This window comes from Lichenihabitans psoromatis, assembly GCF_004323635.1.
GTDB lineage: Bacteria > Pseudomonadota > Alphaproteobacteria > Rhizobiales > Beijerinckiaceae > Lichenihabitans > Lichenihabitans psoromatis.
The window spans coordinates 889943-913969 of record NZ_CP036515.1; the positions used below are offsets into that span (position 1 = coordinate 889943).

At 61.3% G+C, this 24027-nt stretch carries 22 protein-coding genes and 2 pseudogenes; 8 read left to right on the forward strand and 16 right to left on the reverse strand.

The features are described from left to right. Positions 1–4 precede the first annotated feature (4 nt). A complete protein-coding gene (locus EY713_RS04100) occupies positions 5–1387 on the reverse strand; it encodes an NAD-dependent succinate-semialdehyde dehydrogenase (protein WP_131113690.1) in 1383 nt (460 codons plus the stop codon). A 304-nt stretch (positions 1388–1691) separates the two neighbouring features. On the opposite strand from EY713_RS04100, the gene EY713_RS04105 reads away from it, so the two are divergent. From EY713_RS04105 to EY713_RS04115, 3 genes are all read left to right on the forward strand, one after another. Next, positions 1692–2606 carry a DnaJ C-terminal domain-containing protein gene (locus EY713_RS04105; protein WP_131113691.1) on the forward strand — a complete coding sequence of 305 codons (915 nt, stop codon included), beginning with the start codon at positions 1692–1694 and terminating at the stop codon, positions 2604–2606. After that, positions 2603–2935 (forward strand): chaperone modulator CbpM, encoded by a 333-nt coding sequence (locus EY713_RS04110; RefSeq protein WP_131113692.1) that lies wholly within the window; start codon positions 2603–2605, stop codon positions 2933–2935. Before EY713_RS04105 ends, EY713_RS04110 begins: the two co-directional genes overlap by 4 nt. Positions 2936–3269: 334 nt before the next feature. Continuing rightward, entirely contained in the window at positions 3270–4328 is a 1059-nt protein-coding gene (locus EY713_RS04115; protein WP_165491022.1) for an AI-2E family transporter, read from the forward strand. Between the two features lie 82 nt (positions 4329–4410). On the opposite strand, the gene EY713_RS04120 is transcribed toward EY713_RS04115, so the two are convergent. Then, positions 4411–4956: a PAS domain-containing protein gene (locus tag EY713_RS04120; RefSeq protein ID WP_165491023.1), complete on the reverse strand. Its 546-nt coding sequence runs from the start codon at positions 4954–4956 to the stop codon at positions 4411–4413. Positions 4957–5098: 142 nt separating this feature from the next. On the opposite strand from EY713_RS04120, the gene EY713_RS04125 reads away from it, so the two are divergent. The 5 genes from EY713_RS04125 to adhP all read left to right on the forward strand — a co-directional run bounded on the left by EY713_RS04125 (position 5099) and on the right by adhP (position 9389). Beyond that, positions 5099–5446, forward strand: a complete 348-nt coding sequence (locus tag EY713_RS04125) for a transposase (RefSeq protein ID WP_131113309.1) — start codon at positions 5099–5101, stop codon at positions 5444–5446. Beyond that, the gene (locus EY713_RS04130; protein ID WP_245572688.1) at positions 5419–6243 is read left to right on the forward strand and encodes an IS3 family transposase; all 825 of its coding nucleotides are present in this window, start codon (positions 5419–5421) and stop codon (positions 6241–6243) included. Before EY713_RS04125 ends, EY713_RS04130 begins: the two co-directional genes overlap by 28 nt. Positions 6244–6595: 352 nt before the next feature. Further along, positions 6596–7453 carry a universal stress protein gene (locus EY713_RS04135; protein WP_131113695.1) on the forward strand — a complete coding sequence of 286 codons (858 nt, stop codon included), beginning with the start codon at positions 6596–6598 and terminating at the stop codon, positions 7451–7453. A gap of 89 nt (positions 7454–7542) precedes the next feature. Then, a complete protein-coding gene (locus EY713_RS04140) occupies positions 7543–7989 on the forward strand; it encodes a translational machinery protein (protein ID WP_131113696.1) in 447 nt (148 codons plus the stop codon). A gap of 362 nt (positions 7990–8351) precedes the next feature. Beyond that, a complete protein-coding gene (gene adhP, locus EY713_RS04145) occupies positions 8352–9389 on the forward strand; it encodes an alcohol dehydrogenase AdhP (RefSeq protein WP_131113697.1) in 1038 nt (345 codons plus the stop codon). Positions 9390–10031: 642 nt separating this feature from the next. On the opposite strand, the gene EY713_RS23525 is transcribed toward adhP, so the two are convergent. The 14 genes and pseudogenes from EY713_RS23525 to EY713_RS04215 all read right to left on the reverse strand — a co-directional run bounded on the left by EY713_RS23525 (position 10032) and on the right by EY713_RS04215 (position 24027). Continuing rightward, complete coding sequence (locus EY713_RS23525) at positions 10032–10220, reverse strand: flagellar FlbD family protein (RefSeq protein ID WP_131113698.1); 189 nt, start codon at positions 10218–10220, stop codon at positions 10032–10034. Positions 10221–10298: 78 nt separating this feature from the next. Next, positions 10299–10796, reverse strand: a pseudogene (locus EY713_RS04155) (integrase core domain-containing protein); the annotation flags it as partial. After that, positions 10792–11155, reverse strand: a pseudogene (locus EY713_RS23080) (hypothetical protein); the annotation flags it as partial. The pseudogenes EY713_RS04155 and EY713_RS23080, both read right to left, overlap by 5 nt. A 604-nt stretch (positions 11156–11759) precedes the next feature. Then, positions 11760–13454, reverse strand: coding sequence for a GMC family oxidoreductase (locus tag EY713_RS04165; RefSeq protein ID WP_245572977.1), 1695 nt, complete (start codon positions 13452–13454; stop codon positions 11760–11762). Between the two features lie 5 nt (positions 13455–13459). Then, on the reverse strand, positions 13460–14254 hold the full coding sequence (locus EY713_RS04170; RefSeq protein WP_131113700.1) for an ABC transporter permease: 795 nt from the start codon (positions 14252–14254) through the stop codon (positions 13460–13462). After that, positions 14251–15129: an ABC transporter permease gene (locus tag EY713_RS04175; protein WP_131113701.1), complete on the reverse strand. Its 879-nt coding sequence runs from the start codon at positions 15127–15129 to the stop codon at positions 14251–14253. The genes EY713_RS04170 and EY713_RS04175 overlap by 4 nt, the downstream gene beginning before the upstream one ends. A gap of 22 nt (positions 15130–15151) precedes the next feature. Further along, a complete protein-coding gene (locus EY713_RS04180) occupies positions 15152–16207 on the reverse strand; it encodes an ABC transporter substrate-binding protein (RefSeq protein ID WP_131113702.1) in 1056 nt (351 codons plus the stop codon). Positions 16208–16238: 31 nt separating this feature from the next. Further along, positions 16239–17534, reverse strand: a complete 1296-nt coding sequence (locus EY713_RS04185; RefSeq protein ID WP_131113703.1) for an NAD(P)/FAD-dependent oxidoreductase — start codon at positions 17532–17534, stop codon at positions 16239–16241. Beyond that, positions 17534–18259 (reverse strand): HAD-IA family hydrolase, encoded by a 726-nt coding sequence (locus EY713_RS04190; protein WP_131113704.1) that lies wholly within the window; start codon positions 18257–18259, stop codon positions 17534–17536. The genes EY713_RS04185 and EY713_RS04190 overlap by 1 nt, the downstream gene beginning before the upstream one ends. Positions 18260–18304: 45 nt before the next feature. Next, the gene (locus EY713_RS04195; RefSeq protein ID WP_245572884.1) at positions 18305–19444 is read right to left on the reverse strand and encodes an ABC transporter ATP-binding protein; all 1140 of its coding nucleotides are present in this window, start codon (positions 19442–19444) and stop codon (positions 18305–18307) included. A gap of 226 nt (positions 19445–19670) precedes the next feature. Continuing rightward, positions 19671–20612 carry a LysR family transcriptional regulator gene (locus tag EY713_RS04200; RefSeq protein ID WP_131113705.1) on the reverse strand — a complete coding sequence of 314 codons (942 nt, stop codon included), beginning with the start codon at positions 20610–20612 and terminating at the stop codon, positions 19671–19673. Positions 20613–20729: 117 nt separating this feature from the next. Beyond that, positions 20730–21910 (reverse strand): IS3 family transposase gene (locus EY713_RS04205; RefSeq protein WP_131113674.1). Its coding sequence is split into 2 segments (ribosomal slippage): positions 20730–21649 and positions 21649–21910, totalling 1182 coding nucleotides; the frame shifts between segments, so codons are not numbered across the junction. Between the two features lie 501 nt (positions 21911–22411). Next, complete coding sequence (locus tag EY713_RS04210) at positions 22412–23701, reverse strand: MFS transporter (RefSeq protein WP_131113706.1); 1290 nt, start codon at positions 23699–23701, stop codon at positions 22412–22414. After that, a complete protein-coding gene (locus tag EY713_RS04215) occupies positions 23698–24027 on the reverse strand; it encodes a hypothetical protein (protein ID WP_131113707.1) in 330 nt (109 codons plus the stop codon). Before EY713_RS04215 ends, EY713_RS04210 begins: the two co-directional genes overlap by 4 nt.

The following is a 24027-nucleotide window of genomic DNA, read 5'->3' on the forward strand; positions in this document are numbered from 1 at the left end:
AAGGTCAGGCGGCTGCGTCGATCGAGGCGACGCGAACCAGCTTCTTGTTCACGAATTCTTGGATGCCCATACCCGACAACTCGCGACCGTAACCGGAATTCTTGATGCCACCGAACGGCAGGTCAGGGGTCGTCCAGGTTGGGTGGTTGACAAACATCATGCCCGTGTCGACACGGCGGGCTACCCGCTTGCCGCGTTCGACATCGCGGGTGAAGACCGACCCGCCCAGGCCGAAATCGGAATCGTTGGCGAGCGCGACGGCCGCATCCTCGTCCGCGACACGAAAGAATAGCGCGACTGGCCCAAAGAACTCCTCGCGGAAAGCCGGATTAGCGCGGCCTATCTCGGCCAAGATCGTAGGCTGCATGAAGGCGCCCTGACGATCAAGCCGCTTGCCGCCAAACACTACGCTGGCTCCCGAAGCGACAGCACGATCGACTTGGTCGAGCAAGGTCACCAGAGCCGCCTCCGTCGACAGCGGCCCAAGCGTCGTCGACGCCATCATCGGATCACCGGGCATTAACTCCGACAGCGCGGCTTTGAATTGCCGCAGGAAGGGGTCGGCGACCGCCTCGACCACAATGAAGCGCTTCGCGGCCACGCAGCATTGGCCCGTGTTGTTCATCTTGCCCCAGACCGCCCACGCGACAGTCTTCTCGATGTCAGCGTCGTCGAGGACGATGAAAGCGTCGCTGCCGCCGAGCTCCATGGTCGACTTTTTGAGATTCCGGCCGGCCCGTGCCGCGACGGCCTTGCCGGCCCTGACGCTTCCGGTTAGGGCAACGCCCTTGATGCGCGGGTCGTCGATCGCGCGACTGACTTGATCGTGCGTGATGAAGAGGTTGGTATAAGCCCCAGCGGGCGCACCCGCCTCCGCAAACAGGTCTTCGAACGCCAGCGCGCATTGCGGAACAGTCTCCGAATGCTTCACCATCACGACGTTCCCGGCCATCAGGTTCGGCGCGGCGAACCGCGCAAGCTGATAATAAGGGAAATTCCATGGTTCGACGCCGAGCAGGACTCCGAGCGGCGTGTTCTCGACCTCGGCCTCGCCCGTTTCCGGATGCAAGATTTCCGGCGCGAGGAAGCGTTCCGCGTTCTTGGCGTAGTAGTCGATGATGTCCGCACTGAGCATCACCTCGCCCCTGGCCTCTGCGATCAGCTTGCCCATTTCGAGCGTGACCGGGCGGGCGAATTCATCGACGCGCGAGCGCATGATCGCTGCGGCGCGACCGAGGATGGCGGCTCTCTTGGCAAAGGGGATGCCGCGCCAAGTTTGGAAGCAACGGTCCGCCGCTGCCAAGCGAGCCTCGAGTTGTATGTCGGTCAATTCGGGAAACGTCCGCAGGCGTTCGCCATTATACGGGTTCACGCTCTGGTAGTTCATGACATCGACCTCTTCGTTGAAGGTGCGCTTGCTCGATTGATGTCGCGGTCGGAGAACCCGCTCCACCTTAGCAACCGCGAGGGGCCGCTAAAGCCCACGCAGTCTGCAGCTGTGCCGGCGGTTAGGCTCCCGGCAAATCTGAAGCCAAGTCATACTCGACGTCGGACGACCTCACCCGACCGAGTTCGAAGACTGACTATGCGGATATGCACGCGGTTCGCCGAACCCCTAGAGGCATAAGGGATTTGCAGATGAGGCCGTAGTGATCGCATGATCTCCGAGACCTTGCGGGAGCGCAGACCAAATGGCGGACGATCCCTACAACGTGCTTGGCATCGCGCGTGCGGCGACCGACAAGCAGATCCGTGCCGCGTTCCTCAAACTTGCAAAGACCTCGCACCCCGATCTGCATCCAGGCGATGCCAACGCGGAAATTCGCTTCAAGGCCGCGACGGCCGCGAACGACCTGTTGTCGAACCCCGAACGGCGCGCCCGATTCGACCGAGGCGAAATCGATGCTGCCGGCCAGGAGCGACAGCCGCCAGGGCCGCCACCGGGACAACGGTCCTACCGCGAGCATGCCGAAGGCGCAGCCGGTACTCGCTACAGTTCCGGCTTCGACGATGACAATCTCGGCGACATCTTGTCCGGCATGTTCGGATCGCGGGGACGCGCCGCCCCGCGTCGGGAGGGCGACGACCGCCGCTACTCGCTGATCATCCCGTTCCTGGACGCCATTCGGGGCACGTCGCAGCGCCTTTCGCTACCCGAAGGCGGGAGCCTGGAGGTCAGCGTTCCGCCCGGCTTGGAAAGCGGCCAGACCTTGCGGCTGCGCGGCAAAGGCGGACCGGGCGAGCCGCCCGGCGATGCGCTCATCGAGGTCGAGGTTGCGCCGCATCCGCTGTTCCGGCGCGAGGGGCGCGACATCCATCTCGAGCTGCCGGTTTCTCTGAGCGAAGCCGTGCTGGGCGGCCCTGTGACCGTGCCGACCATCAGCGGCCCGGTCACGATGACGCTCAAGCCCCATTCGGATACAGGAGTGAAACTTCGCCTGCGCGGCAAGGGCATGCCAGCCAAGGGCAGCAATCTGGCCGGCGATGCCTATGTGACCCTGAAGGTGATGCTGGGGCCGGCCAACGAGGGATTGGCAACCTTTCTGCGCGACCGGACGGACTCGCCCGCCTGGGATCCGCGTCAAGGCATGGAGGCCTTCTCATGATCTCTTTGGACGTGCTGATCGTCACGATGGCTGGGTTGCATCGAGCAGAGGTCGAACATTGGATCGAAGCGGATTGGCTTCGTCCCGCCGCCCTGCAAGGAACGTGGCTGTTCGACGAGATCGACGTGGCCCGCCTCCGACTCATCCGGGAACTCCGGGACGATCTCGGGTTGCGGGAAGACGCGATCCCAATCGTGCTGCGGCTCCTCGATCAGCTCTACGACGAGCGCCGGCGGCTCCTCGTCTTGCGCGACGTCTTGGATCGAAACGCCAGCAAAGAGGTCCGCGAAGCCGTGCTTGAAGCCCTAGAGAGATCAGCCGAGACCTGATGACAATCCGGGTGATACGCTGAACGCGTGCTGTCGAGCTCTTTAACGGCCTGGACCACCTTGATCGTTTCCGCATATCCGGTCATCTTGTTTGCTTGTCTCTCAAAGGCGATCAACGCCTAGCATGGCGTTCTTGAGTCGATCAAAAGTCGAACGAACGGGCCATTTCACTCGGACCGTCGGCTTCACAACCTCCTGCAGCGCGCCTGTCGGCGGGTGCGACCCGGCGGTGACTAGATCGGAATGACACGCGATGGTTGAGCCAGGGATCGCCGATAGGATTGAACCAGCAATCAGCGTCTTACGGGCCAACTCGATGGATGCGTCGCAGGCCATGACCTTGTTCGTGATGATCGTGGCCACCCTTTACTTCGGCCGGGAGGTCCTGGTCCCGATCACACTGGCGCTGCTGCTCGCGTTCCTCCTCGCGCCGCTCGTCGCCCTACTCCGCCGCCTTCGCTTGGGCCACGTGCCGTCGGTGCTGCTAGCGCTTATAGCTGCGTTGTCGGTTATCCTGGCCCTCGGGGCCGTGATCGGTTCACAAATCGGTCAGTTATCGGTGGGTGTTCCTGAATATGTTGTGACGATTGAAACCAAGATTGCCAAGGTGAACGCTTACACGGTCGGCCGGCTGGCGGACCTTGCGGACCGCATCGGGTCGCAGCGATCCAAAGCGGCAGCGCCTCCGCCCGCCAACGCTCGCGAAGGTGTCTTTCCGACGCCGGATTCGACTGCATGGTTAGAGACGGGATCGACCCCCTTGGATTTGGCCCGGCGCTTCGTCTCTCCCGTGCTCTCCCCGTTTCTAACACTCGGCCTTATCTTCATCGTATCAGTGTTTGCGCTTCTGCAGCAGGACGACCTGCGGGACCGCTTGATCCGTCTGCTCGGTCCAGATGACATCGCGCTGACGAAGCTCGGGATGGAGGATGCCTCGCAACGCTTGAGCAAGTATTTCTTGTCCCAATTGCTGGTCAACACGGCGTTTGGCACCGTTGTCGCAATAGGCCTTCTCTTCGTCGGAGTGCCCAACCCGGTGTTGTTTGGGATCCTATCGGCTCTGCTTCGCTTCATCCCTTACGTAGGGTCGCTCGTCGCGGCCTTGCTGCCGATGTCGCTCGCTGCTGCAGTGGATCCAGGCTGGTGGCTCGTGCTCTGGACTGGGGTGCTCTATCTTGCGATCGAAAGTGTAACCGGGCAGATCATCGAACCGCTACTTTACGCGCACAACACCGGCCTCTCGCCTTTTTCGGTCGTGGTGGCAGCGATCTTCTGGTCGTGGCTGTGGGGACCGATCGGCTTGGTTCTATCCACCCCGCTGACAATGTGCCTCGTCGTCGTCGGACAACATGTCAGCCGGCTGAGATTCCTGGACACCATGCTGGGCGATTGACTGAGCGGCCGCCTACCCCTCCCGCGCGGACGCGGTTCGGTTGGAGCAGCCGGAGATGTGATCTCCGGCTGCGACGTGGCGCTCATGCCACGCGTGGTTCGACACAATCTGGTTGGCTCGCCACCTTCAAAGCCTGAACGCGCCGCTCGAAGTCCTCCACGCCTTGCTGGCCAACTGCGCTTTGTAAAAGCTGCACAGCGATCGCCTTCACAGACGCCAGCATCATTTCTCCGCGGTACTCGAGTTGCTCAAGATGAATCCGCAAGCGGCTCTCCACCTCCTTGTCGCGACTGATGTCGACGAAGGAGGCGAAGTGCTGGACGGTTCGGCCATCTCGGTCGCGGACGGCGGTCACAAAGACTGTGACCCAAACCGGCCCATGGTCTTTGCACCGACAACGAACCTGGGTCTCCAAGCCACGTCCGCCAGCGAATGCCGTTCCAATCTCGGTCAGGGCTTCGGGATCGGTGCCGGGTTCGAGCAAAGACTCGAAGGGCTTTCCAAGCAGTTCATTCTCATCGAAGGCTGTCAGAGTGAGAAAGGCTTGATTGACGAAGATGATGGGATGGTCCGACCCCTTGGCGTTGCTGAAGACCATCGGCATCCGGGTCGTTTCGGCAGCCACCACGAAGGGTCCAAGCTTCTCCCTATACGCTTCGACGTCAGCTTCGGCCGCCCTTTGTGCCCCCGTAGTGGAGTGGGCCCCTGACAATGGACAGGTTGGCGATCGTCGATTGACCGGAGGTCGGGCTTTCGAAAGATGAAAGTCCATGAGTCAACACCGAACCCACAGCGTCGAATTCAAGCGACAGGTTGTCCAGGAGTACCTGGCTGGCGAGACCCTGCATGGTCTCGCCAAGCGCCACGATCTGTCACGCAACCTGATCCGGATCTGGGTAGATAAGTTTCAGGCGGGGGCGCTCGATCAGGACCTGGGCGCGGCAGACCTTCTGCAGGCCTATGAGGCGCGCATCGCAGCGCTTGAGCGGCTGGTCGGAAAACAGGCTCTCGAGCTGGACTTTCTAAAGGGGGCTTCTCATGCATCTCTCCGGCCGAAAAGCGTGCCCGTGTCCTTAGCAGGCCCTGCGGCTTGTCTGTCGCAGAGGGGTGCCGGCTGATGGGTCTTGCTCGCTCCACGTTCTATGACGGGCCGGTGGCTGCCGTCGACGAAACCGCCCTTGTCGAAGCGATGTGGCGGATCTGCGAAGAGTTCGAGCGTTACGGATGGCGTCGTGTTCGAGCAGCTCTTGGGCAGCAGGGTCTCGTGGTCAATCACAAGAAGGTCCGCCGGCTCATGCGCGAGCATGACCTGCAACCGCGGATCCGACGGCGCACAACCATCACGACCGACAGTGATCACGATCATCCCATCTTCGCCAATCTGACACAGGACATGGCGCTGAACGGGCCAGACCAACTCTGGGTCGCCGACATCACCTACGTTCAAGTGGTCGGCTCATTCGTCTACGTTGCCATTGTCCTCGACGCCTGGTCGAGAAGGGTCGTGGGCTATGCCATGAGCCGATCGATCGATGCCCGGTTGACCCTGGCGGCTCTGAGGGCTGCCGTTGTGGATCGCAAACCGTCGTCCGGTTGCGTGCATCACTCGGATCGAGGATCGCAATATGCTGCCAAGGTCTACCGCGACGAACTCGCGGCCCGCGGCCTCAAAGGATCTATGGGAAGACGTGGCAATCCATACGACAATGCCAAGGCCGAAAGCTTCATGAAGACCCTCAAGGTCGAGGCGGTCTACCCGATGGCCTTCGAGACGTTCGAGGATGTGGCCGAACACCTTCCCCGCTTCATCGAAGAGACCTACAACGCTACGAGGCTGCATTCTGCCCTCGGCTATCTCAGCCCAAAACAGTTCGAGGATTACTTCACCCGGCAGACGGTCAAGTCGGCGGCTTAAAACCGTCCACCGGAAGGGGCCCACTCCATAGAGTAGTCTAAATCTGACATGGTCAGGTCCTCCCGTCGGGGCTGAAGCTCCGTTCGGCATCTGTGTCCTTCTCGTGAAGGTGGATTTAGCCGAGCAATTTTACTAAACGCATCGGCTCTTCGGCTTGCACCATGCGAAAACGCTTAGTCGCTTCGCATCGACCGTTCGTAACGGGGGCGCGCGTGCGTGTCATTATAGGTGCGAGGTCATGAGGCCTCTCACCGCACCGGACACATTGTCGTGCGGGCACTTTCCGCAGCATCCATCAAGCGAGCGGAAATTGCCGACCTGAACGACAGGGCCGCGACCTTAAGGAGAGGCCATGACCATCCGTCGAATCCTGATCCCCTCGACCACCGAACATGACTGCGACCAGAGGTTGGCGATCGGCCTGGAACTCAGCCGTAGGCTCGAGGCACATATTCAGCTGCTTTTTGTGCGCGACGATCCAGACCGAATCTTTCGCGACCTCCCGGATCTGATCCGCGCTACCGGCGTCACCGTGAAACAGATCGAAACCGATGGAAAGCAGGCGGCCGAGCGGAACAGGACGAGCTTCGAACGCGTATGCGACAAAGCCGGTATCCGCAGCGACGGCAAGTTCGAAGACCTACACGCAACGTTCGGCGACTGGATCGAGAGGGTTGGCGACATCGAGCCGGTCGTCGCGCTCGCGGGTCGGGTAAGCGACCTCATCATCGTCAACCGTCCGGCATCGACCGAAATGGGCTCGGAACGGATCTTCGATGCAGCGGTCTTCTCGACGGGCCGCCCCACTCTTGTCGTGTCGCGGAAAATTCCCGACTCCGTGCTTCGTCACGTCGTGATCGCCTGGAACGGAAGCCTCGAAGCGGCTCGCCTGATCGGGCATTCTCTAGACCTGCTGCACGCCGCCGATCGCGTGTCGATCATCACGGCCGCCATCGGGCGAAGCGCCGAGACTGTGCCCGCCGATCTGACCACATATCTAATGTGGCATGGGATCCGCGCCCACGAATTAACGGCGACATCGGCGTCGTCAAACGTGCCGGAAGCGATCCTCGCCTGTGCGACCCGTGTCGAAGCCACAATGCTGGTTATGGGCGCCTATACGCATAGTCGCATCCGGCAATTTCTCTTTGGAGGCGTGACGCATCACGTCCTGAACCATAGCGAGATACCGCTCTTGATGGAGCATTGAACCGGACGTGGGATGAGCGGATGCGCCTGTTACGCAGTTGTCCCGCCCCGCATACAATATCAAATCCCAAACAACCACACGGGGACGCCATGTACACGATGCACGACACGCCAGAACACAACAACGGCGGCGCGGCGGCCACACCGCACTTTCATGCGGTCGTCTGGCTAGATCACCACGACGCCAAGATCATTCACTTCAACTTGACCGCGTCGGACGAGGAGGTCGTCAAGCCCGGAGACATACCGCTCCACCTGCACATCAAGGCTGGCAGTGCGTCGGGAAAACATGGGACGTCGGAAAAGGGCTTTAACCGCGATATCGCGACCGCGATCGGAGGAGCGCAGGCGGTCCTCATCATCGGGCCTTCGACCGCGAAAACTGAGTTTATTCATCACCTGCGCAGACATGCGCCGCAGATCGCCGCCCATGTCGCTGCAGTGGAGACGTCGGCGCGGCTTACTGACCAACAGTTGCTTGCGGAGGGACGCCGCTTCTTCGTTGCAGCGGACCGGATGACCCCTCAAATCGTGTGATCGAGGAGCCATTGCTTTGGTCCGATCTCCACTTAGAAGAAGCACGCGATCGGGGTTTGCGTCGGGGTGAATTCAAGCCGCCGTCTCTGAGAGATCACAAGGGATTAATCGACTCTGGAGCTTTCAAAGTCGATCAGCCGCGAGGCAGAAACGCGGAGTGGGGCATCGCTGCTCTCCCCAAACATACCGGTCCAATCCGACGCGAGCAAATGCGCATAGTCGGAAGCCGAACTCGGCGTCTTGTAGCCACTCTTTCTGATGATCTGGCTGGCATCGACGAACCCGATCCTGAGCTAAATCCAGTAACGCGTCGGCGACCGACTGGCCGCCGTCCCGCACGCTTCACCAAGAACGGAGACATCATGGCATCGTACATGCAAGCGGCCGTTGTAGAGCGGTTCGGGAAACCCTTGGTATTTCAGGATGTTGTAGTGCCGACGGTCGGTCCCGGTCAGATCCTTGTCAAAACTGAAGCCTGCGGAGTCTGCCACACCGACCTTCATGCGGCACAGGGCGATTGGCTACTGAAGCCCACTCTTCCGTTCATTCCCGGCCATGAGGGGATCGGCCGGGTCGTCGCTGTCGGAGCCGGCGTGACGATCGTCAAAGAGGGTGACCGGGTGGGCGTACCCTGGTTGTATTCGGCCTGCGGCCACTGCGAACATTGCCTGTCGGCTTGGGAGACGGTGTGCGGCGAGGCGCAGTTCGGGGGCTATACGAAGAACGGAGGTTTCGCCGAATACATTCTGGCCGACCCCGATTATGTCGCCCATATTCCGGATGGTCTCGCGCCCCGAGAGGCCGCGCCTCTGATCTGCGCCGGCGTTACCACTTACAAGGGCATCAAGGTGTCTCACGTCCGGCCGGGTGAGTGGATCGCGATTTCGGGCGCAGGAGGCCTCGGGCATTTGGCAATTCAGTACGCCAAAGCGATGGGGCTCCAGGTCTGCGCGATTGATATCGACGAAGGCAAGCTAGCCCACGCAAGGAGGCTCGGTGCGGATCTCGCGGTCAACGCCCAATCCGAAGGTGCCGTTGAAGCGGTTCGGAGGGGGACCAAAGGTGGCGCTCATGGCGTGCTCATTACCGCGCCGTCGCTCCGCGCCTTCAAGCAGGGAATCGGCATGGCCCGGAAGCGCGGCACCTGCGTCTTGGTCGGATTGCCGCCCGGAGACTTCCCGGTTCCGCTTTTCGACGTCGTGGCCAATTGCATTACGATCCGCGGCTCGTTTGTCGGGACACGCGAGGACATGGCAGAAGCGTTGGCCTTCGCAGCCGACGGCAAGGTTAAGGCTGATATCGAGGTGCAACCGCTTTCCGCCATCAATTCGGTTCTGGACCGGCTCGAGCGCGGCGACGTGCCATCCAGGGTGGTGCTGGACTTCGAAGCGGCGGGATAAGCGGTGGTGGATCGGCGACATTGATGAAACTGCATGCCGGCGAGTCCGGATCGTTCTGGGATGACGCTCTAGTCGGTCGCGGCGGCTCCCAATCACGAACTTATCCACGTGAGCCGGCGGTCTTGGGTCGGCCTGATTTGGCGCTTCCTGTCTTCTTTCTAGGTATGGGTGTCTACATCTCGGCGCTCGGCTTGCACAAGCTGGTACCGGTGCAGACATCCATCTTAATGCAGTTCGCCCTGTAGACGCCGGTGTCATGTGGGCCGGCTGGCCCTTCTTCGCGCTCCTCTCTCCTCAGGGGATGTAGAGGTTGCCCGACTATCACGAACCGTTGTCTCGACCGCCACCGTTACAGCGAGGCTAGCGAGATGGGTTGACCGACGCGTGAATCGCCTTTGCGGAACGACTAAGCGAAAATACGGAGCCCCGAACGCGTGGGCGTCGTCGTTGTTGTTGCAAAGCAGGCGCCGACGATGCCGAACTAATAGAGCTCTTGCTACTAACAAAATAGGTCTACCAAAGCGCCTATTGACTCAATCCCGTGCGGGACAAGATCGAAGCTACGTAGTCGCTTTCCACGGCATCGTCTCAGTCACTAAATTCACAAAGTTACTAATAGATGTCTCCTTAGAGAATTTTACTTTAACTGCGCATTATAAGCGGGCACTTTGCTGCAACAATATCATGAGACTCCTTAACTACTAGATTTTTTTTGCCCACAAACGTTATAATAGTGCTTTTATATTCATCATGTGAATTAGGTCGTAAATAGATAATATTAGATGGATTGATATAAATCGGTATGTCGTTTTTGTCAGTTAACATGATCATTTTGATATCCTATCAAGCTGCTCTCGCCGTGTTCTTCGTCGCCTTGGCCGGCCCCCACCGATTGGTACAGGGATGATGTTAGTTCATAACTGGCCTGAGCGCGAGAGCTGGAGTGGCTGGCGAAGCTGGTCCGGGTTGCGCAGCCGGCCACACCAAGGCTTCGGGTGATGGCGGCTTAAAGGCGAGTGTTCAGTGCGGGCGGATCGTGTTGTAGTGACGCCGCCAGCCCTCGATGATGACCTTGACTTACGGGAGCGAGTAGAAGATCTCGCCGTTCAGAAGCTCATCGTGGAGCTTCGAGTTAAAGCTTTAGCAGTAGCCGTTTTCCCACGGACTTCCGGGCTCGATAGAGGCCGATCGTGCACCAACAGCGACGATCCATTCTCGAACCGACTTGGCGGCGAACTCCGGGCCATTGTTCAAGCGGATATGACCCGGAACGCCGCGCAGAATGAACAGATCCGACAGCACGTCGACGACGTCGGGGGCGTTCAGCTTGCGACTGACCGGGAACGCTAGGCATTTGCGCGTGAACTCGTCGATGATGTTCAGCATGCGGATCTTTCTTCCATTATGGGCGGCGCCGGCCAGAGGCTCCGCGCAGCGAAGCTGTGTGGAGTGGCAGGCAGCGGGCCAGACGCGCGATCACAAGACTGACCAGCGCACGCAAACGAGCGAGGCGCTTCATGTCGCTATGGCAGCCGACCCATGTGTCACGGCCGGGTGGCTGCTCCCCGAGATCGACCCGCTCGACGCTGGGGAGCGCATCCCCGAGCGGCCTTGGCAACACAGCCGCACCGACGCCCAGGACGCCTATCCGCCCCTGGACGTCACGGTTGTTGCTTCTCGATACGACATGCCCGCGGCAGGATCCGTTTGAGCCAGACGGCATCGGCCATACCCTCGAAGGCCGTGTCCATGGTGATCAGCGGCGTTCATAGTCTCCAAAAGGGAGGTCTAAGAATCGATAAAGTGTGGAAATCGGAAAAAATTGCGTAAATCAAAACTTTCGCAACGCTGCTCACGAGCAACGAAAACAGCCACTTAGTCCATGCGGAAGTCACTTGCGTAAGTCGGCTTGCTCAGCGACTTCAACATGGCTTCATCAAGCTGAGCGACGCGGCACAGCTCGGTTGGTCGCCGGGTCAGAAGCTGACCCTTAGCGGAAGCTGGGAACGTCTGCTCGCGTGCAATATCCCGAGGCCGTGGCAAGGCGGGTTGTGGCCGTGAGTTGCCGCGGTGGGGAAGCTTGGGCGGATGTTCCCTGACAGCCTTGCTCTCCGCCCGCCTTTGGTCATTCATCTCTCAAGCTGAAAAGCGACAAGATTTTCGCCTGAAGGCGTTCCGGCGAAAAGCAGGCACCGATTCGAACGTGCTTGCTTGGCGAATGAGCAACAACGACTGTCGAAAGGCACCCGACCTGCACTGTCGTGCCCTTTCGAACCGATCGGCAAGTGATCTCTGACGCCGTCATCAGGTCACCGACGCCGCGCACCGCCTGCGAGCGTCATCCTGAGGTCGATTGGATGATCACGAGCATCAACCCAGATCATGTCTCATCATGTCGGCAATGCGTTCAGCCATCATGATGGTCGGCACGTTTGTGTTCGCGCAGGGAATAGACGGCATGAGCGATGCATCGCAAACACGGAGGTTCTCAGTCCCATAGACCTGGGCCGCGCTGTCCGTGACCGCCAAAGGATCGTCCTTTGCGCCCATTCGGCAGGTGCAGGTCGGATGCCAGGTGCCCCCGACATTGCGGCTCACGAAGTCGGTCAGAACTGCATCGTCATTCAACAAGGCCTCGATTGTTGCGCCTTGCGTGATGAATGCGCGGACGAGAGCCGGGCGAAAGCCGGCACTCAGATCGAGGAGGCCCGAGAACAGGCCACGTTGGATTGCGCGGCTGCGGCCCGGCACCGCGATCCTTGCGACACGGGGTGAATAGCTCGTCGGAAAAACGGAGTTGCATAGCCCGCGCATCTCGGGCCGCATCAACGTTTCGGCTCCGAATCGAAGCGCCAACTTGAGCCGCTCCATATCCCGCCAATCGGACAGCATGCGGAAATCGACATGCGGCTCGGCTCGCGGATCGGACGAGGCAAGCTGAACGAAGCCCTTCGAAAACGACTTGTTAACCCAGAAGAAGACCGTGCCAAGTCGCCGGCCAATGCTGTGCCAGCCCGAGCGCGAGAGGATCGCACCATGCATATCGCCGTGCGGCGTGCCCTCAAGATCTGAGGAAAAGCGGACGATCGCCTGCTCGTGATGCTCGGCAGGATCGCGGAAACGGGCGGCCGGCTGCAGAAACGCCGACACCGCGATCGAGGGATGCTCCATCAGATTTTGCCCGACACCCGGACGGTCGGCCACGACCGGAATCCCGAGTGCCGCAAGGTTTTCGGCGGGTCCTACGCCAGACCGCATCAGCAGGGCCGGCGTGTGGATTGCTCCTGACGAAACAACCACCATGTCGGCGACCATATGTTCGGCAGGGCCGCCGATCGTCGGGGCCAGCAGAGCGCCCGTGGCTCGGGTTCCCTCGAAGAGAATGCGCTCCGCGATCCTGTCGGTCAAAATGCAGAGATTGGGGCGTCGGCGCACGGCGTCTGTGAGGTAGCCGACGGACGTCGGAACTCGTTCCCCCGCTTCGCTCGCAACAAGCGCGGCGGCATAGACGCCGTCCTTCCACTCGCCATTCTGATCCGGCCGTGTAGGAAAACCGCGCTGGGCGAGTGCATCGGCGACGGCCGCCACAAAGGGAGACATCCGGTCCGGGGTGATCCGACGGACCGGAAGCGGTCCTTCCAGCCCGTGCAGAGGGCCGATGAAATCACAATCCCGCTCGAGCTTGCGGAAATAAGGGAGGCAGGCCTCCCAATTCCAGCCCAAGGCGCCGAGCCGCTCCCATTCGTCATAGTCATTTGGAGAGCCGCGGTTGGCGAGCAGCGCATTGATGGCCGAACCCCCGCCGAGAATTCGGGCCTGCTCATATCGGCGGGTCGCTCTCGCAACGCTGTTGCTACGCGGCGATCCCATAAAGGCCTGCAGGCTGTTCCAGATGTTGCGGGTGTCGAGATAGGCACGGCCGGCATATCGACTACGGATGTCGGCCGGCATGGTCTCGAGAGAGATGTCTCGCCCCGCTTCGACCAGCGTGACGCGGAACCGCGGGTCTTCCGTGAGGCGGGCCGCCAAAACGCAGCCGGCCGACCCGCCGCCCAGAATGAGCACGTGGGTCAAGGCTTCCCTCCGGCCTTTCGTGCACTGAGCCAAACAGTGAGCAACAACATCATGGAGGCCACTGTCAGCAAGGATGAGATGGACGCGATGGTCGGATCGATCTCGTCTCGGAGAGCTGTAAACATCCGCTTCGTGAGAGGTTGGTTCGATCCTCCGGACACGAAGAGAGCCACGACCGTCTCATCCAGAGCCGAGATGAAGGCGAAGAGTGCGCCGGTGACGACGCTTGGCCGGATTTGCGGAAGTGTAACGATAAAGAAGGCGCGCAAGCGGTTCATCCCGAGGCTGCGGGCAACCATCTCTTGAGCGTGGTCGAATTGCCGGAAGCCCGCCGAAACCGCGGTGAGGACAAACGGGATACCGAGCATGATGTTGGCTAGTACCAGCCCGAGCCACGTGGCCAGTAGCCCGAGCCGGGCATAGACGAAGAACACGCCCACGGCGACGATGACGATCGGTGTCACGAGTGGCAGGAGCAGGAGAGCTTCCGCCATTCGCCCGAGGCGGCCGGTCATATGGCTCAACGCATAGGCAGCGGCGGTTCCGAGCACGGTCGCGCAGAGCGCCGATGAGACCGCGACCGTAAGGCTGACCTTTGTGGACTGCATCCACGCGGCCGACTCGAGATAGCTCTCGTACCAGCGCAACGACAGGCTTGGGGGCGGAAAGGTCAGGAAGCGGGTACTCGAAAACGACATCGGGACGATCACGAGCAGCGGCAAAATCAGGAATAACAGGATCAGGAGAACCGCTGCCCCGAGGAGAAGATGAAACGGGTTGAGGCGCGTCATTTCGCACCGGCGACGCTTTTGAGCGGCACGGCCAATCGGCCGACCGCCAGGATCAGCATGACCGCGACGAGCAGGACGACGCTGATGGCGCTGGCGGCACCCCACTGGTTGTAAAGTTCGATATTGCGGCTGATCAACATGGAGACCATGAGCGTGCGGCCTCCTCCAAGCAATTCCGGGGTGATGTAAAAGCCGAGGCAAAGCACGAAGACCAGGACTGTTCCGGCCGCCACCCCCGGCATGGACAACGGGAGGAACACGCGAGCGAAGACGGTCGCGGGCCGTCCTCCAAGGCTCGCACCGGCGAGAAGCAGATCGCGTGGGATCTTCTGCATGGCGGCATAGAGCGGCAGCACCATGAAGGGGAGCAGGATGTGGATCATGCCGATGAGAACGCCGATTTCGTTATTGGCCAGACTCAAGGGTGTATCGATGAGGCCCATTCCCATGAGAAGCTTGTTCACGACGCCGGTGCGCTGCAGCAGCACCAACCAGCCGTAGGAGCGCACGAGCACGCTGGTCCAGAAGGGCACGACCACAAGCGCCAGCACCCCAAGGCTGAGCCATCGGGGCAAGACTGTGGCGGCGTAAGCGACAGGATAGCCGAGCAGCAAAGTCGTCACCGTGACCTCGACGCTCAACCGGAATGTCAGCAGGAAGCTTCGGCCATAAAGCGGCTCCGTGTAGAGACGGCGATAATTCTCAAAGGTGAAGCCGTTATCCCAGACGGATTGCCACGCGAGCCACAGCAGCGGAACAAGCAGCAGTCCGACGACGACGAGCAAAGCTGGCGCGAGCAGCAGGAACAGCATCATCTGCTCCTGCCCGCGACCGCGAGGGGACGAGGTGGAGGTTTGCGTCACGTTGGTCGCCATAGCTCGGCCTCGTCCCGACGGATCATTGTTGAACGAAGGTCGCCCAACGCTTGAGCGCGGCGTCGCCGGCTGGCGACGACCACCACGCGCTGGCGATCAAGGCTTGTTTGGCTGCGTTTTCGGGCGCGCTCGGGAGGGTCTTGGCCAGATCCGCAGGGATGATTCCAGTCTTGAAGGCTTGGGGATTGCCCGGACCATAGTTGATCGCAAGCGGAAGATGCGCCTGGAGCTTGGGGTCGATTGCCTCGTTCAGAAAGCGCACGGCTGTCTTCAGATGCGGTGCATTTTTCAGGATACAGAGGGATGTATTCTGCAACAGGCCCTGGTTGAAGGTGAATCCGATATCAGGATTATCTTTCATCACGGACGTGACGCGGCCGTTCCACGCCATTTCCATATCGACCTCGCCGTCGTGCAGAAGCTGGGCCGATTGGCCGCCCGAGGTCCACCAGACCGTGATGTTTGGCTTGATCTCCTCTAGTTTTTTGAAGGCGCGATCGACGTCGAGCGGGTAAAGCTTGGAGGGCTCCACACCATCGGCCATAAGGGCCGCTTCGAGGGTCGCGAGCGGATGGTTCCGCAAAGCGCGTGTCCCGGGGAATGCTTTGACGTTCCAGAAATCGGCCCAGCTTTGGGGCGGGTGGCCGCCAAATTTTTTTGTGTTGTAGGTGAGAACGCTGGAATAGAACTCATAGGCGACCGAATAGGGCGTCTTATACGCCTCCGGCATATTGGCCGCGTTGGGGATCTGACTAAAATCGAGTTTCTCGATCAGCCCCTGATCGCCGCCGCGGACACAATCCTCCGTCGGCGTATCGACGACGTCCCACGTCGGAGCGCCTGTGGCGCCCTGTGTCTTAATAACCGGCCACGCATCCGGGCTGCTGTCCTGGTTGACTGTGATCCCAAGCGCCTTGGCGGCAGGATCGAGGATCGCCTTGGTCTGCGCCTCCTGGTAGGCGCCCCCCTGCGACACGAAAACGACCTGATCGGCCGCGGCCGCGAGCCCTGTCGTGGCCAGCAGCGCAAGAAGCGAGGCCGACAGTCTAACGTTTGACGATGCAAAACACCGGATCATGCTGCTCTCCCTCGTTGATTGCGACGGCCGCCTATCGGCCGGCGGAATCCAGAAGTTGGTACCAGCCGGCGGCGAGGCGCACGCCGGCTTCTCGGAATGGGTAGAACGGGACGGTTCGGAAGCGCTCGGCGTCGAGCAGCGCGACGTCGAGGTGCTCACCCCGAACCATCGCGGCCACGTATTTGCCCATGAGGGTCGACATCGCGACGCCTGCGCCGTTGTAACCCACGGCGAAAAGAGTTCGGTCGTCGATCCGGCCGACATGCGGAAGCGCGTCGAGCGTCATGCCCACAAGACCCGACCAGCGATAGTCGACCTTTGTCGCCGCGAGGGTCGGAAACGTCCGGATCATAGCCTGTTGTAGCGCCAGGAACGCGGTGTCCGAGTCGGCCTTGCCGAAGGCGCCGCGGCCACCGAACAGAACGCGTCCGTCCACCATGCGAAACCATCGCATCATGCGCCGGGTCTCGACATAGACGCGACGGGTGGGCATTACGGTGGCCGTCTGGGCCAACGAGAGCGGGGCGGTCGCGATCATGGCGCTGCGGAATGGAATGAGCTTTCGCCGCACGGCGGCGGTCGCCGGCGTCAGGTCCGAATAGGCGTTCGTCGCAAGCACCACATGTCGGGCGTTGACGGCACCGTCCGGCGTTTCGACGACGGTCCGTTGGCCATCCCGACGCAGGCGTAGTGCCGGGGATGCCTCGAAGACGTCGATGCCTTGTGCGGTCACTTCCCGCGCGAGACCACCGAGATAGTTGAGGGGGTGGATCGCGCCCGCATGGGGTGACAACACCCCGCCGACAAAGCCCGAAGACCCGGTTTCCCGCGCCACCTCGTCACGCGAAAGAGCCGAAACCGAGCTGTCCCCCATCTCGGCCCTCATCCAGTCCATATCGGCGATCGACGCCGCGAGTGAGACGGCATTGTGGGCGGCTTTGACCTGCCCGACGCGCGCATAGCCGGCGTCCGTCAAACCGAGGTCACTGACCAAAGCTTCGAGCACGTCGACCGACTCATGGGCGATCGCATACATCCGCCGCGCCACGTCCATCCCGTGCTGGGCCGCCGCCTGGGCAAAGGATAAGCGGAACTTCGCCGACACGACGCCGCCGTTGCGCCCGCTTGCGCCCCAGCCGAGGGTATTAGCCTCCAACACGACGGGTCGCAGACCGCCAGCCGCGATATGGTGCGCGGCAGACAGTCCCGTGTATCCACCGCCGATGATCGCCACATCGGCCTGCACCTCGCCCGCAAGACGGCGGCAAGCCGCCCTCGGCGTGGCGCTGGTCGACCAAAGCGATTGGACCGGCGTGGCGATCTGCATCAGGCGGCTCGGACCGCCGGCCCATCGAACGCCTCGTCGACGGCGTCGGCCAATTGAGCGAGCGTCGCGAAATGGTAGTCGGGTTTCGTAAACGTTTGAGGGGCCGGCGTGCCGCCGTAGCCGTCCTGGCCCTGACGACGCTCGATCCAGCATACCGTGTAGCCGAGCTGCCGGGCGATCCCGATGTCGTGATACTGACTCTGCGCCACATGCAAAATATCGCGGAATTTGTAACCGAAGGCTGATTGGCGCCCACGGTTGAAAGCGAAGAAACTGGGGTCGGGCTTGGCCACGCCGGTGTCGTCACAGCAGACGGTGTCGTCGAACGGGTCACTCAGGGTCTGTGCATAGCAAGACAGGGCCACGCGATCCGCGTTCGTCATGGCAACGAGTCGAAAGCGCCGACGAAGCCGTTGCAGCGCGTCGGCAGAATCTGCGAAAGCTGGCCATTGCAGCACCGCGGTCTGGAAGCCTTCGGCATGCTGGGTCTCGTTCGGAAACCCCAGTTCGGCCGCCACATGGCTATAGACGTGGCGCATGACCTCGCTTGAGCGGCTGTAGTTCCGGTCCCGCCCCGTCTTGTAGGACGCGAATATGGCGTCGTCGCTGACCTCAGCGGCCGACTTACCGGAGACGGCCCGAAAATAATCGAGGACGCCCTTTTCGAAGTCGATCAATGTTCCGACGACATCGAAGGTGAGAAGCTTGAAATCCCGAAGCGACATGTACGGTCTTTTCCTATTGGCGCGATGTTGCTGATTGAAGGCCATTCATGGTCCGGCCAATTGCCGGTCGTCTTCCGCCGCCACGATCACGGTATCGTTCGGGTGGAGCAGGAGATCGATGCGTCCGCCGGGCGCCGGAAGGTTGAGGCGGCCGAGATGGTGACTTGGCTGGCGAAAACTGACGGTGACGCCGCCGTCGAGGAGCACGAAGACCCGAAGGCTTTCGCCCTGATAAATTGTTTCCGTGACGGTACCCGAGAGTTGGTTCAACACCGGATCAGCCGATCGGGCCCCGACGACGAGCTTTTCGGTCTGCAACGCAAGCATCAGGGAACCCGTGGCCGGAATCGTTCGTGTGGACCGCAGGATTGTGGGCCCCAGGCTCACGCCATCGTGCCCGGCCCGCGTCACGGGAACGAGCGTCGCCTCTCCGATGAAGCTCGCGACGAAGCGGTTCGCAGGTGTGTCGTAGAGCCGCTCGGGCGTATCAACCTGTTCGAGACGGCCGCCCCGGAGGATCGCGATGCGGTCGCTCATGGTCAGCGCTTCACGTTGATCATGCGTCACGTAGACGATCGTCGCGCCGAGCTGGCGATGGAGGTGACGCAGTTCGATCTGCATCGTTTCCCGCAGCTGTTTATCGAGTGCCGAAAGGGGCTCGTCCATCAAGATCAGCTTCGGCCGAAACACGATCGCGCGGGCGAGCGCCACGCGCTGGCGTTGGCCACCCGAAAGTTGCGCTATGTTGCGGTCTTCGTATCCAGCGAGCTCCATCATGGCGAGAGCGCGGGATACGGCGTCTTTCTGATCCGCCCGTGGCACCCGACGTGCCCGAAGCGGAAAGGCGACGTTTTCACCGACGGTCATATGGGGAAACAGCGCGTAATTCTGGAACACGATGCCGATCCCGCGTTTGTGCGGTGGCGTGAACGTTACGTCGTTTTCGCCGAAAAAAATGCGTCCCGCGGAGGGCTGGGCGAAGCCGCCTAAAAGGCTGAGCAACGACGTCTTGCCGGAGCCCGATGGCCCGAGCAAAGACATGAACTCACCGGGAGCGATGTCGAGATCGATGCTGTCGAGCGCCATAAACGCGTTATAGCGAAGGCTCGCGGCCCGGATCGACACCCCGATATTTTCGGACGACCCCATTGTCGTCGAGAAGGAGGGATCGGCCGCAAAACTCATGCTTATACATCCTCCTCCGACGCTAAAAACCGGTCGCGGATCGAACGATACTTCGGCGTTTCACTGCTCTGTCACGCCATGGTGCGAAGGAGAGCTTCGCAACAGAAGCAGCACGCAGCAACGCTCAAATAAGCTGGCTGCGCATTACATAATGTAATGATCTAAGAGCCTTGCCTCATCGTTATGTTTTCTGCCCAAGCGCGGTGCAGCCGTGCCTGAAGTCAGGTCACAAACTGGCATCCCGAATCCCCCATCCAGGATGCAGGGTTTCGATCGCCTCGAGGTCCGCGCGCATTTCGGCCACCAGCCAATCGCGAACTTTCATCAAGGTCGGGCGACCTTCTTTGTGAGGGACGCACACCAGATGACAGCGTCGACTGGTCCGCACCAGCTTCGGCCCGGCCGGCACGAGGGCGCCTGTCTTCAGCCATTGCGACACGACGTTGATCCAGCCCAGCGCAATGCCCTGACCAAGCAGGGCCGCTTGTAGAACGACGGCATAGTCGGACACGTGCAGAAGGTCGGAATGCTGGCCAGGACGGAATTGTCCCTGACGGAGTGGGGCAATCCAGTCTGTGCTGCTGTCGGCGAGATTGATGAAGGTGTCCTGGGTCTTGCCCGCGACGCGTCCCGCGAGATAGGCGGGACTGCAGACCGGGACGGTCACTTCGTTCACGAAGAAAACAGAGCCGGGCGACGCATCCTGTCCCTCGACGAAGCGCATGCCAAGGTCGACCGTATCGACCGGCCCTTTCAGCGCGCCGGGGATGAGTTGGAATCGAAGGTCCAGGTTGGGACAAGCGGTCTGCAAGGCACCGATGCGTGGCATCAGCCAGTGCGTGGTGAAGCCGGACGACACGGAGAGCGTGACCGTTTCCAAGCCGGTCCTCCTCTGCCGAATTTCGTCGAGAGCCCCCTCGACGCCCCGAAATCCCGCCGCGATACTGCGGTAGAGGATGCGGCCGCTTTCGTTCAGAACCACACCCTGAACAGACCGTTCGAAGAGCCGCGCGCCGAGATGCCGCTCCAGGCGCCCCAACATGCGGCTGACCGCAGGTTGTGTGACGTTCAGTTCGGCAGCGGCTTTCGTAAAGCTCAGTTCGCGTGCGGCCGCCTCGAACACGAACAAAGCATTTGCTGAAGGCAAGAGCTTACGGAGAGACGTCATAAGCTGACACGTTACCCCCGAACAGGGTCGGCTCATAGTGTGACGTGACCCGATGCAAGATCGCTTTGTAAGTAAGGTCGGTCTGATCGGCCCCCATCGGGTGGTCCGGGTTGATTGTTAGTTCATGGTCGGCCTGGGCGCCACCCTGAGCATGGCCGGCGGAGATGGTCGGGGTTTCGCAGCCGGCCATGCGGCGAAGGCGGGCACGAAGACCTCCGGCGCCGGGGGCTTGTAGCCGATTGATCCGTGCGGGCGCACAGTATTGTAATGCCTTCTCCAGCTTTCGATGATGACCTGAGCTTCCTTGAGCGAGTAGAAGATCTCTCCGTCGAGCAGCTCGTCTCGGAAGCGAGCGTTGAACGACTCGACGTAGCCGTTCTCCCACGGGCTGCCTGGGGCAATATAGGCGGTCTTTGCTCCAACCGCCGTGATCCAGTCTTGCACAGCCTGGGCGATGAACTCGGGGCCGTTGTCCGAACGGATGTGACCAGGCACGCCGCGCAGGATGAACAGGTCGGACAGAACGTCAATGACGTCGGTCGAGTTGAGCTTGCGCGCGACCCGGATGGCCAGGCACTCCCGGGTGAACTCGTCGACGACATTGAGGGTCCTGAACTTGCGGCCGTCATGCGTGCGATCCTCGACAAAGTCGTACGACCAGACGTGATCGCGGTGCTCGGGCCGGAGGCGAATGCAGGAGCCGTCGTTGAGCCAGAGACGTCCCTTCTTCGGCTGCTTGGCCGGCACCTTCAGCCCTTCGCATCGCCAGATGCGCTCGACCCGCTTGTCGTTTACCAGCCACCCGGCATCGCGCAGCAACGCCGCGATCTTGCGATAGCCGTAGCGGCCGTACTGCCGCGCCAGCTCGATGATGTCGCCCGTCAACGCCTCTTCGTCGTCAAAGCCCCGCGGCGCCTTGCGCTGCGTCGAGCGGTGCTGACCGAGCGCCGCACAGACGCGGCGCTCGGAGACAGGCAAATGCTGTCGCACATGCTCGATGCAGACGCGCCGGCGCGCGGGGCTCAGAAGTTTCCCGAGGCCGCCTCCTTCAGAATCAGCTTGTCGAGCGTGAGGTCGGCGATCGCCTTGCGAAGCCGCATGTTCTCCGTCTCCAGCTCCTTCAGGCGCTTGACCTGGTCAAGCTTCAAGCCGCCGAACTCCTTCCGCCACCGGTAGTAGGTGACCTCGGTCACCCCGATCGAGCGAACCGAGTCCGCAACGGTCTTCCCCTGTGAGACCAACACGTCGACCTGACGCAGCTTGCTCACGATCTCTTCAGGCTTCGGTCGTCTTCCCATCGATCCATCCTCCAGGCTCGAAAGCCATACATCGGGATGGACCACTTCAAGGGGGGACGATCAGGTCACGCCGTCGCCTTGCAGTTGCCTTCGACGAAAGGCCGCGTGCGAGAACTGACGGAGGCTGCTGAATGACGATCTTGCGCCCAAAGTTGAATTTCCGCTTTTTGGCGAACCGCCAACTTCCGCTCCTGGCGCTCCGTCGGCAAGCCGCCCGACCGGTACGCGCGCGAACAGCGCGCCGAATGAGGCTCATCGCAATGTTCGAGAGCTGAGCATTTTAAGCGCCGTCAGGAGGCTGCCGCCACGGGGATCACCGTTCAAGGGGATGAGCGGCCGGGTACGCTGCGGGTCATCGAAGGTCCGCTTTCGACACGGCGTCAATGTCAGCTCTTGGAGCAAGGATGAAGCCCCAATCCGGCGCCGGCGATACCTCCCCAACGAACCTCAGCTGCTCCGCAGATTGCGGCGTTAATCGACAAGCCAGGCATGGGTGTCGAGTTAATCTGTATGAGGGGCGACGCGCGACTTAGGAATTCCCGTCCCGATTTCATCGGCGGCGATGGACGATTTCTGCCGATGATAGCCCCGAGCTATGGCGTAGGACCCGACGATGGCGGCGGCAAAGCCCGAAGCCGCTCCGACGCCGACCGCCCATCGCGGACCCAAAGAATCGGCCACCCATCCGACAATCGGCGCCCCAACGGGCGTGCCCCCAAGCGCCACGCCGACTCGCAGCGCCATCACTCGACCGCGCATAGCGGTCTCAGTGGACAGCTGCATCAGACTGTTAGTGCTGTTCGTGAAGGTCAGGGCCGCTACGCCGATGATGACCAATGCGCCAGCGAACAACCAGTAGTTGGGCGCCAACGCGGCCAGCACGCAGCCGATCCCAAAGACACCTGCGCCGACGAGCAGGACGCCAAACCGCGACTTGTGCCGACGCGCACTGAGCATGGCGCCACCGACCGTTCCGATCGCCATGATCGACGACAGCAAGCCGTAGCCGCGGGCATCGGCGTGGAAGACGCTGACCGCCATGGTCGAGATGAAGATTGGGAAGTTCAGCCCGAACGTGCCGATCAGAAACAGCATGACGAGGATGCTCATCAGGTCCGGCCGGCCGCAAACATACCGAAACCCTTCCGTGAAGCTGCCTTTGGAGCGCCGCGCACGGGGGGTGGGATAAAGCTCTGAGACCCTTAGTTTGGAGAGCGAGATCAAGACCGCGATGAAGGACGCGCCGTTGATAAGGAAGGCCCAGCCCGATCCAATCGACGCAATGGCCAAACCCGAGACCGCCGGACCAATCATCCGCGCAGCGTTAAACGAGGTCGAATTAAGCGCAACCGCATTGTGCAGATCGGCGTCCCCGACCAGTTCCGCGACGAAGGTCTGCCGCACCGGCGCATCAAATGCCGCGGCGCAGCCGAACAGGAACGCGAAGACATAGACGTGCCAGAGTTGTACCAGGCCCGTGACGGTGAGCAGGCCCAAGGCCAGGGCGAGCGCGCCCATGGTCGCTTGGGTGGCGATCAGCAGCTTGCGTTGGTTGAAGTGATCGGCAGCAAAACCTGTCCAGGGCAGGAGAAGCATCTGCGGGCCGAACTGCAGCGCCATGACAAGCCCGACCGCGGACGCGCTATGATGCGTGAGCTGAGCTAGGACCAGCCAATCCTGGGCCGTTCGCTGAACCCAGGTGCCGATATTGGAGACGAAGGCGCCGACGACCCAGGTCCGGTAATTGGTGCTGCTGAGTGCTCGGAAGGCGCCGCTTGCCGTATCGCTCACAAACGATCCGGCGTATTGCCGCCGTTAAAGCGGCCGAAATGCCGCGCCGCGAACAGGCTTATGACCAGCGCGCCCAGTCCGAGCGCTGCGACATCGCCTGTGTCCCGCAGGTTAAAACTGCCCACGCGGCAGACGAGCAGATAGCTCACGACAAGATTGAAGGCACCCCACAACACATTGACGGTCGACGACGAGAGCCCCTGGCCCGGCGGCTCAGCGAAGGGCGACTGGAAGGCTCTGCCCATTGCGCCGCTGACGATATGCGGGACCGCGTTGGCCAGAAAGACGCCGCCAAAGGCGTAGGAGACGAGATAAAGCCACGCCAT

Excerpts from the sequence above, each read along its gene's own strand:
- adhP (WP_131113697.1), top strand. The coding sequence starts at position 8,352 with ATGGCATCGTACATGCAAGCGGCCGTTGTAGAGCGGTTCGGGAAACCC.
- EY713_RS04175 (WP_131113701.1), bottom strand. The coding sequence starts at position 15,129 with ATGGCGACCAACGTGACGCAAACCTCCACCTCGTCCCCTCGCGGTCGC.
- EY713_RS04115 (WP_165491022.1), top strand. The coding sequence starts at position 3,270 with ATGACCTTGTTCGTGATGATCGTGGCCACCCTTTACTTCGGCCGGGAG.
- EY713_RS04105 (WP_131113691.1), top strand. The coding sequence starts at position 1,692 with ATGGCGGACGATCCCTACAACGTGCTTGGCATCGCGCGTGCGGCGACC.
- EY713_RS04190 (WP_131113704.1), bottom strand. The coding sequence starts at position 18,259 with ATGTCGCTTCGGGATTTCAAGCTTCTCACCTTCGATGTCGTCGGAACA.
- EY713_RS04100 (WP_131113690.1), bottom strand. The coding sequence starts at position 1,387 with ATGAACTACCAGAGCGTGAACCCGTATAATGGCGAACGCCTGCGGACG.
- EY713_RS04200 (WP_131113705.1), bottom strand. The coding sequence starts at position 20,612 with ATGACGTCTCTCCGTAAGCTCTTGCCTTCAGCAAATGCTTTGTTCGTG.
- EY713_RS04215 (WP_131113707.1), bottom strand. The coding sequence starts at position 24,027 with ATGGCGTGGCTTTATCTCGTCTCCTACGCCTTTGGCGGCGTCTTTCTG.
- EY713_RS23525 (WP_131113698.1), bottom strand. The coding sequence starts at position 10,220 with ATGATCATGTTAACTGACAAAAACGACATACCGATTTATATCAATCCA.
- EY713_RS04180 (WP_131113702.1), bottom strand. The coding sequence starts at position 16,207 with ATGATCCGGTGTTTTGCATCGTCAAACGTTAGACTGTCGGCCTCGCTT.
- EY713_RS04110 (WP_131113692.1), top strand. The coding sequence starts at position 2,603 with ATGATCTCTTTGGACGTGCTGATCGTCACGATGGCTGGGTTGCATCGA.
- EY713_RS04140 (WP_131113696.1), top strand. The coding sequence starts at position 7,543 with ATGTACACGATGCACGACACGCCAGAACACAACAACGGCGGCGCGGCG.
- EY713_RS04135 (WP_131113695.1), top strand. The coding sequence starts at position 6,596 with ATGACCATCCGTCGAATCCTGATCCCCTCGACCACCGAACATGACTGC.
- EY713_RS04195 (WP_245572884.1), bottom strand. The coding sequence starts at position 19,444 with ATGAGTTTTGCGGCCGATCCCTCCTTCTCGACGACAATGGGGTCGTCC.
- EY713_RS04170 (WP_131113700.1), bottom strand. The coding sequence starts at position 14,254 with ATGACGCGCCTCAACCCGTTTCATCTTCTCCTCGGGGCAGCGGTTCTC.
- EY713_RS04185 (WP_131113703.1), bottom strand. The coding sequence starts at position 17,534 with ATGCAGATCGCCACGCCGGTCCAATCGCTTTGGTCGACCAGCGCCACG.
- EY713_RS04125 (WP_131113309.1), top strand. The coding sequence starts at position 5,099 with ATGAGTCAACACCGAACCCACAGCGTCGAATTCAAGCGACAGGTTGTC.